Genomic DNA, 14,959 nt, shown 5'->3' on the forward strand with positions numbered 1-14,959 from the left:
ATCACCGGCCTGGTTCGTCACTCGTCATCCAGCGCCCGGCGGGATTGCCCGGTACTGGTCGGCCGCCCGTACCCCGCGCGCGCCGGGCGCGCGGGGGTACGGGCCCCGTGGCAGGGTCAGGCCTGGGCTTCCTCGCCGCCCGCCGTCACCGTGCCCTCAGCACGTTCGGTGGTGTCCGACTCGGCCACGCCGGCCTCGTCCTCCACCGCCTCCTCGTCCTCCGCCTCCGCGTTGCGGGCCATGCCCACCACCGCGTCGCGCTTTCCGAGGTTGATCAGTTGGACGCCCATCGTGTCACGTCCGGTTTCACGAACTCCCGAAACCCTTGTGCGGATTACACCACCCGAGAGGGTGATCGCCATGATTTCGTCCGTCGAGTCGACCACCAGCGCGCCGACCAGCGACCCGCGACCCTCGACGATCTTGGCCGCCTTGGTGCCGTAGCCGCCGCGCCCCTGGACACGGTACTCGTCCACACCGGTCCGCTTGGCATAGCCGCCGTCGGTCGCGGTGAAGACGTAGGTGCCCTCCCGGACGACGTTCATCGAGAGCAGCTCGTCGTCCTCGCGGAACGACATGCCCTTCACCCCGGAGGTGGCCCGGCTCATCGGGCGCAGCGCCTCGTCGGTGGCGGTGAACCGGATCGACTGGGCCTTGCGCGACACCAGCAGCAGGTCGTCCTCGGCGGACACCAGCTCGGCGCCGATCAGCTCGTCGTCCCGGCCGCTCTCGTCGGTCCGCAGGTTGATCGCGATCAGACCGCCGGAGCGCGGCGAGTCGTAGTCCTTGAGCGGGGTCTTCTTGACCAGCCCGGCCCGGGTGGCCAGCACCAGGTACGGCTTGTCCTCGTAGGTGCGCACCGCCATCACCTGGGTGATGTGCTCGTCCGGCTGGAAGGCCAGCAGGTTCGCCACGTGCTGGCCGCGGGCGTCACGGCCGGCGTCCGGCAGCTCGTAGCCCTTGGCGCGGTAGACCCGCCCCTTGTTGGTGAAGAAGAGGATCCAGTTGTGCGTGGTCGTCACGAAGAAGTGGTCGACGAGGTCGTCCTGCTTCAGCTGCGCGCCGCGCACGCCCTTGCCGCCGCGCTTCTGCGAGCGGTAGAGGTCGCTGCGGGTGCGCTTGACGTAGCCGCCACGGGTGATCGTGACGACGATGTCCTCCTCCGCGATCAGGTCCTCGACGGACATGTCGCCGTCGAAGGGGATCAGCGTGGAGCGCCGCTCGTCGCCGTACTTCTCGACGATCGCGGTCAGCTCCTCGGAGATGATCTCGCGCTGGCGGGACGGCGAGGCGAGGATCGCGTTGTACTCGTCGATCTTGCGCTGGAGCTCGTCGTGCTCCTCCATGATCCGGCGGCGCTCCAGGGCGGCCAGCCGGCGCAGCTGCATCTCCAGGATCGCGTTGGCCTGCAGCTCGTCGATCGAGAGCAGCCCCATCAGGCCGGTGCGGGCGGCGTCGGCGCTGTCCGAGGCCCGGATCAGCGCGATGACCTCGTCGATCAGGTCGAGCGCCTTGAGCAGCGCGCGCAGGATGTGCGCCCGCTCCTCGGCCTTGCGCAGCCGGAAGGTGGTGCGCCGGACGATGACCTCGACCTGGTGGGTGACCCAGTGCCGGATGAAGGCGTCGAGCGAGAGCGTGCGCGGCACGCCGTCGACCAGGGCCAGCATGTTGGCGCCGAAGTTGGTCTGCAGGTCGGTGTGCTTGTACAGGTTGTTCAGCACGACCTTGGCGACGGCGTCGCGCTTGAGCACGACCACCAGGCGCTGGCCGGTCCGGGAGGACGACTCGTCGCGGACGTCGGCGATGCCGGCGACCTTGCCGTCCTTCACCAGGTCGGCGATCTTCAGCGCGAGGTTGTCCGGGTTGACCTGGTACGGCAGCTCGGTGATCACCAGGCACTGGCGGCCCTGGATCTCCTCGACCTCGACCACCGCGCGCATGGTGATCGAGCCGCGGCCGGTGCGGTAGGCGTCCTCGATGCCGCGGCGGCCCACGATCAGGGCGCCGGTCGGGAAGTCCGGGGCCTTGATCCGCTCGATCAGGGCCTCCAGCAGCTCCTCGTTGGAGGCCTCGGGGTGCTCCAGCGCCCAGAGCGCGCCGGAGGCGACCTCGCGGAGGTTGTGCGGCGGGATGTTGGTGGCCATGCCGACCGCGATGCCGGTGGCACCGTTGATCAGCAGGTTGGGGATGCGGGCCGGCAGGACGGTGGGCTCCTGCGAGCGGCCGTCGTAGTTGGCGGCGAAGTCGACGGTCTCCTCGTCGATGTCGCGCATCATCTCCATGGCCAGCGGCATCATCTTGCACTCGGTGTAGCGCATGGCCGCCGCCGGGTCGTTGCCCGGGGAGCCGAAGTTGCCGTTGCCGTCGACCAGCGGCATCCGCAGCGACCACGGCTGCGCGAGGCGCACCACGGTGTCGTAGATCGAGGTGTCGCCGTGCGGGTGGTAGTTGCCCATCACGTCGCCGACGACGCGGGCGCACTTGTAGTAGCCCTTCTCGGGCCGGTACCCGCCGTCGTACATCGCGTACAGGACGCGGCGGTGCACCGGCTTGAGGCCGTCGCGGACCTCGGGCAGCGCGCGGCTCACGATCACGCTCATCGCGTAGTCGAGGTAGGACCGCTGCATCTCCGTTTCGAGCTCGATCGGCTCGACCCGGCTCACGAAGGTGTCGGTGGCGGTGGTGCTGTCCGGCTGCTCGCCGTCGGGACGGTTGTCGTCGACCACTGGTGGTCAGTTTCCTTTCACGCGTGACTGGACGGTACTGGCGGGGGCGGCCCCCGTCAGACGTCCAGGAAGCGGACGTCCTTGGCGTTGCGCTGGATGAAGGAGCGGCGGGCCTCGACGTCCTCGCCCATCAGGACGGAGAACAGGTCGTCGGCACGGGCCGCGTCCTCCAGGGTGATCTGCTGGAGCAGGCGGTGCGCCTGGTCCATCGTGGTGATCCGGAGCTCCTCGGCGTTCATCTCGCCGAGACCCTTGAAGCGCTGGATGGCGTCGTCCTTGGGCAGGCGGCGGCCGGCCGCGGTGCCGGCGGCGATCACCGAGTCCTTCTCGCGGTCCGAGTAGACGTAGTCGAAGTCGTCCCGGCCCCACTTGATCTTGTACAGCGGCGGCATCGCCAGGTAGACGTAGCCGGCCTCGACCAGCGGGCGCATGAAGCGGAACAGCAGGGTCAGCAGCAGGGTGCGGATGTGCTGCCCGTCGACGTCGGCGTCCGCCATCAGGACGATCTTGTGATAGCGGAGCTTGGACTCGTCGTAGTCCTCCTGGATGCCGCAGCCGAAGGCCGAGATCAGCGCCTGGACCTCGGTGTTCTGCAGCACCTTGTCGATCCGCGCCTTCTCGACGTTGAGGATCTTGCCGCGGATCGGGAGGATCGCCTGGGTGCGCGGGTCGCGGCCCTGCTTGGCCGAGCCGCCGGCGGAGTCACCCTCGACGATGAAGATCTCGCACTCGGCCGGGTCCTTGGACTGGCAGTCGCTCAGCTTGCCCGGCAGCGAGGCGCTCTCCAGCAGCCCCTTGCGGCGGGTCAGGTCGCGCGCCTTGCGGGCGGCCACCCGCGCGGTGGCGGCCTGGATCGACTTGCGGATGATGTCGCCGGCCTCGACCGGGTGCCGGTCCAGCCAGTCGTTCAGCTGCTCGTGCACCACCTTCTGGACGAAGGTCTTCGCCTCGGTGTTGCCGAGCTTGTCCTTGGTCTGGCCCTCGAACTGCGGCTCGCCGAGCTTGACCGAGATGATCGCGGTCAGGCCCTCGCGGATGTCCTCGCCGGAGAGGTTGTCGTCCTTCTCCCGGAGCAGCTTCTTGTCCCGCGCGTAGCGGTTGACCAGGCCGGTCAGCGCCGCGCGGAAACCCTCCTCGTGGGTGCCGCCGCCGTGGGTGTGGATGGTGTTGGCGAAGCTGTAGACGCCCTCGGTGTACGAGGTGTTCCACTGCATCGCGATCTCCACCGAGATCGACTTGTCCTTGTCCTCCTGCTCGAAGTCGATCACGGAGGGATGGATCACCTCGCCCTTGCGGGAGTTGAGGTGCGTGACGAAGTCGGCGATGCCGCCGTCGTACTTGTACGTGACGGAGAGCGGCGTGCCGTCCTCCTCCGCGTGCTCCGCGCGCTCGTCCGTCAGCGCGATGGTCAGGCCCTTGTTGAGGAAGGCCATCTCCTGGAAGCGGCGCGACAGCGTCTCGAAGGAGTAGACGGTGGTCTCGAAGATGTCCGGGTCGGCCCAGAAGGTGACGCTGGTGCCGGTCCGGTCGGTCGCCTCGTGCTGGGCCAGCGGGGCGACCGGGTCGCCGAGCTTGTACTCCTGCGTCCAGCGCGAGCCGTCGGTGTGGATCTCCACCGCGAGCCGGGTGGACAGGGCGTTCACGACCGAGACGCCGACGCCGTGCAGGCCGCCGGAGACCGCGTAGCCGCCGCCGCCGAACTTGCCGCCCGCGTGCAGGACCGTCAGCACGACCTCGACGGCCGGCTTCCCCTGGCTCGCGACCATGCCCACCGGGATGCCGCGGCCGTTGTCGACCACGCGCACCGCGCCGTCGGCCAGGATCGTGACGTCGATGGTGTCGGCGTGCCCGGCCAGCGCCTCGTCGACGGAGTTGTCCACGACCTCGTACACCAGGTGGTGCAGGCCGCGCTCGCCCGTGGAGCCGATGTACATGCCGGGGCGCTTGCGGACGGCGTCGAGGCCCTCCAACACCTGGATGGCGTCGGCGTCGTAGGCCTTTCCGGTCGCCGGGTCGATCGGTTCTTGGGTCTGGCTGGGGTTGCCGGAATCGGCCACGAAGCGCCCTCTCTGGCACAGCACGGGCCGCATCCCCTCCCACTGGACGGGAGGGCGTGCGACCACGGCGGTTCGACTCGGTTGCTACAAGCAACAGTGTTTGGCTTTCAGTCTACCGGTACGACTGACAGAGATGGGCGTTTGGCAGCCCCTGAGGGCAGATATGCCGCCCGAAATCCCCTCTGGACATGTCCCGATACTCGCCCCGGGGCCCCAGAGCGCTCAAAAGGGCCGCCAGCGGTTCCGGAGCTTCGCCGTCCGCGAGACCCGCGGACCGCCCGGCCGGCGGCCCTCACCCCCAGGTGTCGCCGGGCCCCTTGCTCCCGGGCGCGCGCAGCCGCCCGTAGCCCCTGACCGGCGCCGCCGGGCCCAGGACCTTGATCACCTTCACCGTGCCGTGCCCCAGTTCGTGGTTCAGCCGGGCCACCAACTGACGCGCCAGCAGACGGAGCTGGGTCGCCCACGCGGTGGAGTCGCACTGCACCGTCAGGACGGCCGTCGCCTCCTCGAAGTGCTTCGGCTCACAGTGCGCCGAGATGTCCGGCCCGACGATCTGCGGCCAGCGCCCCATCACCCCGCCCACCGCCGCCGGCGCCTCCCAGCCGCGCTCGGTGATCAGCCGGTTCAGCGCCGCCCCCAGCGGCACCGGGTCGCGCCCGTCCGCCCGGGCGCCGCTGCGCAGGCCGTGCCGTTTGGCCTCGCGCTTCTCCCGGACCTGCTCCCCGCGCTTGCGGGCCTGCTCCTTGGCGGCCCGCAGGGCCACCCGCGCCAGGTCCACGCCCGAGGGCTCGGGGGACAGCTGCGCCGGATCACTCACGACGATCTCCTTCCCCAGGCTGTGGACAGGCCGTCCAGCTTACGAGGTACGGGGGACAACCGGGCCATGACGCCGAACACAGGACGCCCGCGGCCCGCGGTCCGGCGTCCCCGGCGACGGGCGCCGTCACGGGTCCAGCCGGACGACCTCTCCGTCGGCCACCGCGTACCTGACGCCGGCCAGCGCCTTCGGGACGTCGTCCGCCACCGCCGCCGTCACCAGCACCTGTTCGCCGCCCGCGACCAGCTCCGCCAGCCGGTCCCGGCGCCGGGCGTCCAGCTCCGCGAACACGTCGTCCAGGATCAGCACCGGCTCGCCGCCGTCCGCCCGCAGCAGTTCGTAGGAGGCCAGCCGCAGCGCCAGCGCGTACGACCAGGACTCGCCGTGGCTCGCGTAGCCCTTGGCGGGCAACGGGCCCAGCCGCAGCACCAGCTCGTCGCGGTGCGGCCCCACCAGGGTCATGCCGCGCTCGATCTCCTGCTTGCGGGCCGCCAGCATCGCCCCCAGCAGCTGCTCCTCGGCCTGCTCGCGGCTGGCCGGCAGCTCGCCCTCGAAGGAGCTGCGGTACTCCAGCACGGTCTCCCCGCCGCCGGGGGCCAGCTGCTCGTACGCCTGCCGCACCAGCGGCTGCAGGGCGCTCACCAGTTGCAGCCGGAAGGCCGTCAACTCGGCTCCGGCGCGGGCCAGATGGCCGTCCCAGATCTCCAGGGTGGAGAGGTCGGCGCCCTTGCCGCCACCGGCCCGGCGGGCCATCGCGGCGGTCTTCAGCAGGGCGTTGCGCTGCTTGAGCACCCGCTCGTAGTCCTGGCGCACGCCGGCCAGCCGGGGGGCCCGGGCGGTGAGCAGTTCGTCCAGGAAGCGCCGCCGCTCGCCCGGGTCGCCCTTGACCAGGGCGAGGTCCTCGGGGGCGAACAGCACGGTGCGCAGCAGGCCGAGCACGTCGCGCGGGCGGACGTTGTCCGAGCGGTTGATCCGGGCCCGGTTGGCCTTGCCCGGGGTGATCTCCAGTTCGACCAGGGTGCTGCGGGTGCCGGCGACGATCGAGGTACGGACCACGGCCCGCTCGGCGCCGAGCCGGATCAGCGGGGCGTCGGTCGCCACCCGGTGACTGCCCAGGGTGGCGATGTAGCCGATGGCCTCCACCAGGTTGGTCTTGCCCTGGCCGTTGGGCCCGACGAACGCCGTCACGCCCGGGTCGAGGGGGACCTCGGCGCGGGCGTAGGAGCGGAAGTCGGCGAGCGACAGGTGCGCTACGTGCATGGCTGTGGACTGCGCTCGCCTTCTGGTCCTGCTGGGAACTGCCTGCTGACGGACGTACCGGCGGGTGGACCGCGCGACCGGGGGCCGCGCGGTCCACAGCCTGTGGACTACTTGTTCTCGACCGCGTGGCCGCCGAACTGGTTGCGCAGCGCGGCGATCATCTTCATCTGCGGGGAGTCGTCCTGCCGGGAGGCGAAGCGGGCGAACAGCGAGGCCGTGATGGCCGGCAGCGGCACCGCGTGGTCGATGGCGGCCTCGACCGTCCAACGGCCCTCGCCGGAGTCGGCGGCCCAGCCCTTGAGCTTCGCCAGGTGCTCGTCGTCGTCCAGCGCGCGGACGGCCAGGTCGAGCAGCCAGGAGCGGATGACCGTGCCCTCCTGCCAGCTGCGGAAGACCTCGCGCACGTCGGTGACCTCGGGGGCGGCCTCCAGCAGCTCCCAGCCCTCGGCGAAGGCCTGCATCATCGCGTACTCGATGCCGTTGTGGACCATCTTCGCGAAGTGGCCGGCGCCGACCGCGCCCGCGTGCACCGCGCCGAACTCGCCCTCGGGCTTGAGCGCGTCGAAGACCGGCTGGGCCTTGGCCACGTGCTCGGCGTCGCCGCCGTACATCAGGGCGTAGCCGTTCTCCAGGCCCCAGACACCGCCGGAGACGCCGCAGTCGACGAAGCCGATGCCCTTGGCGGCCAGCGACTCGGCGTGCTTGATGTCGTCCGTCCAGCGGGAGTTCCCGCCGTCGACGACCACGTCACCGGGGGAGAGCAGGTCGGCGAGCTCGTCGACGGTCGCCTGGGTGGCGGCGCCTGCCGGGACCATCACCCACACCACGCGGGGGCCCTGGAGCTTGGTGACCAGCTCCTGCAGGCTGTCGACGTCGGAGACGTCGGGGTTGCGGTCGTAGCCGATGACGGTGTGGCCGGCGCGGCGGATCCGCTCGCGCATGTTGCCGCCCATCTTGCCGAGACCGATGAGGCCGAGCTCCATGACCAAGTCCTTACCTGTGGTGACGTGCATGACGGCGGCGCCGTTGCCGCACTGCCTGAGCCTACGCCGGGGAGGCGCGCGCCCCTGGCCGGCGAACCGCCGACACAACGGGTGCGGCCTCCGCCGGTCGTCCTGACCGGCGGAGGCCGTCCACAGGTTGTGCACAGCCTGTGGGTACAGCTGAGGGTGTCGTCCGGCCGGGGCCGGGGCCGGATCAGCCGGAGAGGCGGACCGGCATGATCAGGTACTGGTAGGCCTCGTCCGCCTCGGCGTCCACCGCGGGCTTGCCGCTGAGCAGCGCCGGCTTGGTCGAGGTGGTGAAGCTGAGCTGGGCGTACGCGGAGTCGATGGCCTTGAGGCCCTCCTCCAGGTAGCCCGGGTTGAACGCGATCGAGATGTCGTCGCCTTCGAGGTCCGCGTCGATCCGCTCGGTGGCCTGGGCGTCGTCGCCCGAACCGGCCTCCAGCGTCAGCACGCCCTGCTCGAAGTTGAGCCGGACCGGGGTGTTGCGCTCGGCGACCAGCGAGACGCGCTTGAGCGCCTCCAGGAAGGGCTGGGTCTGGATCGCCGCGACGGCGTTGAACTCGGTCGGGAAGAGGCTGCGGAACTTCGGGAACTCACCCTCCAGCAGGCGGGTGGTGGTCCGGCGGCCGGCGCCCTCGAAGCCGATCAGGCCCTCGCCCGCGCCGCCCGAGGCCAGCGCGATCGAGACGGTGTCACCGCTGCCCAGGGACTTGGCGATGTCCTGGAGGGTCTTGGCGGGCACCAGTGCCACCGCGGAGATGTCGGCCTGCTCGGGCTTCCACATCAGCTCGCGGACCGCGAAGCGGTACCGGTCGGTGGCGGCCAGGGTGATCCGGTCGCCCTCGATCTCGACCCGCACACCGGTGAGCACCGGCAGGGTGTCGTCGCGGCCGGCCGCGACCGCGGCCTGGCTGACCGCCGAGGCGAACACGTCGCCCGGGACGGTGCCGGTGGCGGTGGGCATCTGCGGCAGCGCCGGGTACTCGTCCACCGGCAGGGTCGGCAGGGTGAACCGCGAGCTGCCGCAGACCACGCTGACCCGCTGGCCGTCGGTGGAGATCTCCACAGGCCTGTTGGGAAGGTTGCGCGAGATGTCGTTCAGCAGCCGGCCGGAGACCAGCACGGTGCCGGCCTCCTCCACGTCCGCTTCGAGCTCGACCCGGGCCGAGACCTCGTAGTCGAACCCGGACAGCGCCAGGCTGCCCTCCTGCGCCGTCAGCAGCAGGCCGGCCAGCACCGGCACCGGCGGCCGCGCCGGGAGGCTGCGAGCAGCCCAGGCCACCGCCTCCGCGAGAACGTCACGCTCCACCCGGAACTTCACCGGTAACCGCCTCCTGGATCGAGCTCTCGCTCGCACGTCTCTGGTTCGTTCTTGATCGACTGCCGGCACCTGCCCGCCGAGCGCTGCCACTCCGCATCCGGTTGCCGAAGGACAGTCTGACGTACTCCACCGACAGACGGGGCAGACGGGCGGAAGCAACCCGAACAGGTGTCGGGCGACGGTTGTCCACAGATTTCGGCCCACCCCCTGTTAACCGAGTTCCAGGGGTCTATAGGTGTAGTGGTAGTAGTAGGGCCTGTGGATACCGTGGATAACCCTGTTTTTGCAGGTCAGGCCACCTTTTTTGTCCACAGAGCCTGTGGACGCCGCCGGTGGATAACCAGGGCCCGCTGTGGATGGCGGAGCGTTACCCACAGGGCACGCTCTGTATCCACAGGTTATCCCCAGGCCTGTCCCCAGATCATGCACCGGTTATCCACGGGGCCCGGTCAACATTACGTGACGCCTTTCACACCGGCGCATGAACGGCCGGGCAATGTTGTCGAACTGTGGACGCCGCTGTGGAGAACCTGGGGATAACCGGCCGCAGCCTGGGGACGAGCGGTGGACAACCCGGACGGCCTACTGACGGCCCGGCAGATGTCCACAGGCTGTGGATAACTGTTGTGCACAAGTCCACAGGCACCTGACCTGCGCTGAAGAGCGTAGCGGCGTAGCCCCTGTGGAGGAATTCTGGATAACTTCCGGCTCCCCAGGCTGTGGACGGGGAAAAGTCACCCGTTCCTGTGGACAACGGCCCTCGGGGGCCGGTCCGTTCGAATACCTGGTCAGATGTTCGGCGGGGCGGCCCGCCTGGCGATCCGTCCGTCGCGGGCATCCTGCCCCGGAATTCGGGCCCGTACACACCCGGGGTCCGCCGATCCGGTCGGCCGGGGGTTCCGTGCCTCGTCGTCGCGGGGCCGGCGGGCGACCTGGCCGGCGGCGCACCGGCGGCGGGCCGCCGGCGGTCAACGGCGTTGCTGGGCACGGCGGTACGGGGCACGGCGGTGCTGGGCGCCCAACGGCCCGTCCGGCCCCGTGCCGCGCACCCCGTACCCGCGATCCCCCTCCGCGGCCCTCCCCCGCACCCCGCGCCAGGGAAGGGGCCGGGAGGGTGCCAGGAAGGCCCCGGGAATGCCCCCGGACATGCCGAAGGGGCGCCGGGACCCTGCCCCGACACCCCCGTGGATGTCTCAACCGCCGTGGCGCGGTCAGCTCTTGATGCGGTTGGTCAGCTCGGTGACCTGGTTGTAGATGGAGCGCCGCTCGGCCATCAGCGAGCGGATCTTGCGGTCCGCGTGCATCACCGTGGTGTGGTCCCGGCCGCCGAACTGGGCGCCGATCTTCGGCAGCGAGAGGTCGGTCAGCTCGCGACAGAGGTACATCGCGATCTGACGCGCCGTCACCAGGACGCGGCTGCGCGAGGATCCGCAGAGGTCGTCGACGCCCAGGCCGAAGTACGCGGCCGTCTGCTGCATGATGACCTGCGCGGTGATCTCCGGGCCGGCGTCCTCGTCCCCGCCGGGGATCAGGTCCTTGAGGACGATGCCCGCCAACTCCAGGTCCACCGGCGCCCGGTTGAGGTTGGCGAACGCGGTGACCCGGATCAGCGCGCCCTCCAGCTCCCGGATGTTGCGGGTGATCCGGGACGCGATGAACTCCAGCACGTCGGCGGGGGCGTTCAGTTGCTCCTGGATCGCCTTCTTGCGCAGGATCGCGATCCGGGTCTCCAGCTCGGGCGGGGTGACGTCGGTGATGAGCCCCCACTCGAAGCGGTTGCGGAGCCGGTCCTCCAGCGTGATCAGCTGCTTGGGCGGCCGGTCGGAGGAGAGCACGATCTGCTTGTTGGCGTTGTGCAGGGTGTTGAAGGTGTGGAAGAACTCCTCCTGCGTGGACTCCTTGCTCGCCAGGAACTGCACGTCGTCGACCAGCAGGATGTCCATGTCCCGGTAGCGCTTGCGGAACGCGTCCGCCTTGCCGTCCCGGATCGAGTTGATGAACTCGTTGGTGAACTCCTCGGAGCTCACGTACCGCACCCGGGTCCCCGGGAAGAGGCTGCGCGAGTAGTGCCCGATGGCGTGCAGCAGGTGGGTCTTGCCGAGCCCGGACTCCCCGTAGATGAACAGCGGGTTGTACGCCTTGGCGGGCGCCTCGGCCACCGCCACCGCGGCGGCGTGCGCGAAGCGGTTGCTGGCGCCGATGACGAAGGTGTCGAAGAGGTACTTGGGGTTCAGCCGCGCGGCCGGCTCGTCCTTGCGGGAGCCGCCGGCCGGGGGGGCGCCGGGCGGTGCGGGCACCCCGGGGCTCGGGCTGCGGTCCGGCAGGCCGGGGCGGGCCGAGCGCTCCGGGGGCTCCGGCTGCGGGCGGACGGCGGGCACCGCGCGCGGCCGCGGGTCGGCCGGCAGCGAGCCGTTGTCGGAGGCGTCCTGCTGCGGACGGCCGACGGGCCGCCGTCCGCCCGGCCGGGCGTCGCCGGGCGCCGGGCCGTACGCGCCGCCGAAGAGGTCGCCCTGCCCGGCGACCGGCGGGCCCTGGTGCTCCGGCTGCTCGCGGTAGCCCTGCCGCGGCGGCTGCTCCTGCTCCTGGTAGCCGCCCTGCTGGTCCCAGGCCGGGCCCTGGTTCTCGGCCGCCGGCCAGGACTGCGGGGCGCCGCCGTACGGCGCGGGCCGCTGCTCGTACCCGGCGGTGTCGTAGCGGCCGCGCTCGTAGCCCTGGTCGTAGGAGCGGTCGTAGGGGCGCCCGTACTCCTCGCCGGCCGGCGGGTAGGCCTCGGGCCGGGGGGAGCGGTAGTCCGGCTCCTCGCGGTACGGCGGCCGGGCGGGCTGGTCGGGCTGGCCGGACCACTCGCCCTGGCGGCCCTGGCCGTCCTCGGGGGCCTGCCGCTGCTGCGGTTCGGCGGGTGCCTGCGGGGCCGGTGCGGCGGCCGGGGGGACGGCGTTGGCGTCCACCATCACGGCGATCCGGACCGGGCGGCCGAACTCGCGGCTCAGCGCGTCGCTGAGCTGCGGAAGCAGCCGGCCCTCCAGCACCTGCTTGGCGAACTCGTTCGGCGCCGCCAGCAGAGCGGTGTCGTGCATCATCCACATCGGCTGGGTGCGGCGCACCCACTGCTTGTCCTTGTCACCGACATCCGGGTCGTTGACCAGCCGCTCGACGACCCTCGCCCAGACCGGGACGAGATCGCTGTTGACTTCAGCCACTGGTGCACGCTTTCTCGGTTCCCCGCGGCTCCAGCAGGGGTTGATGGATCTAGAGACTGTGGATCGGAGAAGGATCGAAGAACAAACCAGACAAGTCCTGCAACGGTAGTCAGCGGGCAGACCTGATTCAAGTCGTTGTCCACAGGCTGTGGGCGACGGGGACCCTTGGCCCGTGGGCGTGTCATCACCCGGTTTGACCCTCGGACCCGCGTCCGCGTACCGTAACCAGGTCGAGTTGTCGATGGCCGCTGCCGCATGTCCGCGGGTCCACCCGCTTCACATAAGGCGCGCAGCACGGGCGCCGTGGATTGTCCAGAACCCCAGCAGACCTGGGAGGACGGGCCGGATTTCCTATCCCAAGGGGAGATCACGCGGACGCACGGTGACGGCCAAGCGACCCCCCGTCATCCTACGATTCACCTCAGGAGCCCCCGAGTGAGCAAGCGCACCTTCCAGCCGAACAACCGTCGTCGCGCGAAGACCCACGGCTTCCGGCTGCGTATGCGTACGCGCGCCGGCCGCGCCATCCTGGCGACCCGCCGCGCCAAGGGCCGTACCAACATCTCCGCCTGATCCGCGCCAGAGTCTGTTGTGCTGCCCTCCGAGAACCGGCTGCGGCGGCGCCAGGACTTCGCGACCGCGGTGAAACGCGGTCGACGGGCCGGCCGGCCCCTTCTGGTCGTCCATCTCAGCAGAGACGGTGACCCCGGGGGGCAGGCCGACCGGACCAGCGACTTCCGCCCGCACGTCGCCGAGGGGACTCCTTCGGCGCGTGCGGGTTTCGTCGTGAGCAAGGCCGTGGGTTCCGCGGTCGTGCGCAACCTGGTGAAGCGTCGCCTGCGTCACCTGGTCCGTGATCGTCTGTCCAGGCTGCCCGCCGGTAGCCTGATAGTGGTGCGCGCGCTGCCCCCGGCAGGGTCCGCCTCGTACCACGATCTTGAGCACGACCTGGACGCGGCCCTGAAGCGGCTGCTCCGGGCGGAGCCGACCGCCACCGTGCCGACGGGAGCAGGGCGATGAAGTACCTGCTGATGGGTCTGATCCGGGTCTACCAGTGGACCATCAGCCCGCTGCTCGGTCCGGTCTGCCGCTACTACCCGTCGTGCTCCCACTACGGCTACGAGGCCGTGCGGGTGCACGGTGCGATCAAGGGCAGCGGTCTGACCGCCTGGCGAATCCTGCGCTGCAACCCGTGGACGCCCGGTGGGGTGGACCACGTGCCGGCACGCAAGCACCCGGTGTGGCACCACCGGCTGCGTGACCTGTTGACCTCCCGTGGCAGGGCCGACACCGGAGCACCGGTGACCGCGCCCTCCGCCGGTCCGGAGCCCGAGGGCCCGGCGACCATCGGCCCGGTGGCCGATCCCAATGTCCAAGGAGCCTGACCGGTGACGTTCTCCTTCCTCAATCCGCTGTACACCATGGTGTCCTGGATCATCGTCCAGTTCCATTCGTTGTACAGCCACGTCTTCGACCCGGACGGCGGCTGGGCCTGGGGCCTGGCCATCGCCTCGATGGTGATCGTCATCCGGATCTGCCTGATCCCGCTCTTCGTGAAGCAGATCAAGGCGACCCGGGCCATGCAGGCGATCCAGCCGAAGATGAAGGCCATCCAGGAGCGCTACAAGAACGACAAGCAGCGCCAGTCCGAAGAGATGATGAAGCTGTACAAGGAGGCGGGTACCAACCCGTTCTCCAGCTGCCTTCCCATCCTCGTGCAGGCGCCGTTCTTCACCGCCCTCTACGGCGTGCTGGCCTCGGTGGCCAAGAACAAGCCGATCGGCGTCATCGACGGTGCGCTGCTGGTCAGCGCCGGCAAGGCGCACATCTTCGGCGCCCCGCTCTCGGCCACCTTCCTGAGCAGCAACGAGGTCAGCGTCAAGATCGTCACCGCGGTGATGATCATCCTGATGTCGGCGTCGCAGTTCATCACCCAGCGCCAGCTGATGACCAAGAACATGGACCTCACGGTCAAGACGCCGTTCATGCAGCAGCAGAAGATGCTGATGTACGTCTTCCCGATCATGTTCGCCGTGATGGGCATCAACTTCCCCGTCGGTGTCCTCGTCTACTGGCTGACCACCAACGTGTGGTCGATGGGCCAGCAGCTGATCGTCATCCGCAACAACCCGACGCCGGGCAGCCAGGCCTGGGACGAGCGTCAGGCGCGGCTGAAGAAGGCCGGCCGGATCAACCCGGACGGCTCCGTCATCAAGGGCAAGCTCTTCGGCCTGATCCCCCCCACGGCCGGCAAGCAGGCGTCCGCCGCCGCGGTCGTCGAGGAGTCGGTGCAGGTGCGCCGGCAGCAGCCCCGCAAGCTGACCAAGGCCCAGCGCCAGCACGGCGCCGCCCAGCCGGTCGCGCTGACCAAGGACGACCAGCCGCAGGACGCCGCGCCCGAGGAGGCCGTGCCGGCCGAGACCGGGACGGCCGTCAAGACCCCGGCCAAGCAGGCCGCCGCCAAGCAGGTCGTCGGCAAGCAGGCCGGTGCCAAGCAGGGCACCCGCCAGCAGCCGAAGCGTGGCGGACAGCAGGGTGGCCAGCGGCCGAGGAAGAAGTCCTGACCGGACC

General features: G+C 70.4%; 11 protein-coding genes. 4 read left to right on the plus strand and 7 right to left on the minus strand.

The features are described 5' to 3' along the window. Positions 1-116: 116 nt before the first annotated feature. The 7 genes from gyrA to dnaA all read right to left on the minus strand — a co-directional run bounded on the left by gyrA (position 117) and on the right by dnaA (position 12,388). Positions 117-2,726, minus strand: a complete 2,610-nt coding sequence (gene gyrA, locus IE329_RS16075) for a DNA gyrase subunit A (RefSeq protein ID WP_373311208.1) — start codon at positions 2,724-2,726, stop codon at positions 117-119. Between the two features lie 56 nt (positions 2,727-2,782). Beyond that, positions 2,783-4,807, minus strand: coding sequence for a DNA topoisomerase (ATP-hydrolyzing) subunit B (gene gyrB, locus IE329_RS16080; RefSeq protein WP_190211544.1), 2,025 nt, complete (start codon positions 4,805-4,807; stop codon positions 2,783-2,785). Positions 4,808-5,075: 268 nt separating this feature from the next. Then, positions 5,076-5,606 carry a DciA family protein gene (locus IE329_RS16085; RefSeq protein ID WP_190211583.1) on the minus strand — a complete coding sequence of 177 codons (531 nt, stop codon included), beginning with the start codon at positions 5,604-5,606 and terminating at the stop codon, positions 5,076-5,078. Positions 5,607-5,726: 120 nt separating this feature from the next. Further along, complete coding sequence (gene recF, locus IE329_RS16090) at positions 5,727-6,860, minus strand: DNA replication/repair protein RecF (RefSeq protein ID WP_190211545.1); 1,134 nt, start codon at positions 6,858-6,860, stop codon at positions 5,727-5,729. A gap of 107 nt (positions 6,861-6,967) precedes the next feature. Beyond that, complete coding sequence (gnd, locus tag IE329_RS16095; protein ID WP_190211546.1) at positions 6,968-7,843, minus strand: phosphogluconate dehydrogenase (NAD(+)-dependent, decarboxylating); 876 nt, start codon at positions 7,841-7,843, stop codon at positions 6,968-6,970. Positions 7,844-8,057: 214 nt separating this feature from the next. Next, complete coding sequence (dnaN, locus tag IE329_RS16100; RefSeq protein WP_073929216.1) at positions 8,058-9,188, minus strand: DNA polymerase III subunit beta; 1,131 nt, start codon at positions 9,186-9,188, stop codon at positions 8,058-8,060. A 1,211-nt stretch (positions 9,189-10,399) separates the two neighbouring features. Continuing rightward, a complete protein-coding gene (dnaA, locus tag IE329_RS16105; RefSeq protein ID WP_190211547.1) occupies positions 10,400-12,388 on the minus strand; it encodes a chromosomal replication initiator protein DnaA in 1,989 nt (662 codons plus the stop codon). A 435-nt stretch (positions 12,389-12,823) separates the two neighbouring features. Between dnaA and rpmH the strand changes: the two genes are divergently transcribed. Genes rpmH through yidC form a run of 4 tightly spaced genes read left to right on the plus strand, consistent with a single transcriptional unit; the run spans position 12,824 to position 14,952 of the window. Beyond that, the gene (gene rpmH, locus IE329_RS16110; protein ID WP_035799375.1) at positions 12,824-12,961 is read left to right on the plus strand and encodes a 50S ribosomal protein L34; all 138 of its coding nucleotides are present in this window, start codon (positions 12,824-12,826) and stop codon (positions 12,959-12,961) included. 18 nt (positions 12,962-12,979) lie between these two features. Next, positions 12,980-13,408, plus strand: coding sequence for a ribonuclease P protein component (gene rnpA, locus IE329_RS16115; RefSeq protein ID WP_073929214.1), 429 nt, complete (start codon positions 12,980-12,982; stop codon positions 13,406-13,408). Continuing rightward, complete coding sequence (yidD, locus tag IE329_RS16120; protein WP_190211548.1) at positions 13,405-13,773, plus strand: membrane protein insertion efficiency factor YidD; 369 nt, start codon at positions 13,405-13,407, stop codon at positions 13,771-13,773. Before rnpA ends, yidD begins: the two co-directional genes overlap by 4 nt. 3 nt (positions 13,774-13,776) lie before the next feature. Beyond that, positions 13,777-14,952: a membrane protein insertase YidC gene (gene yidC / locus IE329_RS16125; protein ID WP_190211549.1), complete on the plus strand. Its 1,176-nt coding sequence runs from the start codon at positions 13,777-13,779 to the stop codon at positions 14,950-14,952. Positions 14,953-14,959: the final 7 nt, after the last annotated feature.

Source organism: Kitasatospora indigofera, assembly GCF_014655955.1.
In the GTDB taxonomy this organism is placed as follows: domain Bacteria; phylum Actinomycetota; class Actinomycetes; order Streptomycetales; family Streptomycetaceae; genus Kitasatospora; species Kitasatospora indigofera.

Excerpts from the sequence above, each read along its gene's own strand:
- recF (WP_190211545.1), bottom strand. The coding sequence starts at position 6,860 with ATGCACGTAGCGCACCTGTCGCTCGCCGACTTCCGCTCCTACGCCCGC.
- gnd (WP_190211546.1), bottom strand. The coding sequence starts at position 7,843 with ATGGAGCTCGGCCTCATCGGTCTCGGCAAGATGGGCGGCAACATGCGC.
- yidD (WP_190211548.1), top strand. The coding sequence starts at position 13,405 with ATGAAGTACCTGCTGATGGGTCTGATCCGGGTCTACCAGTGGACCATC.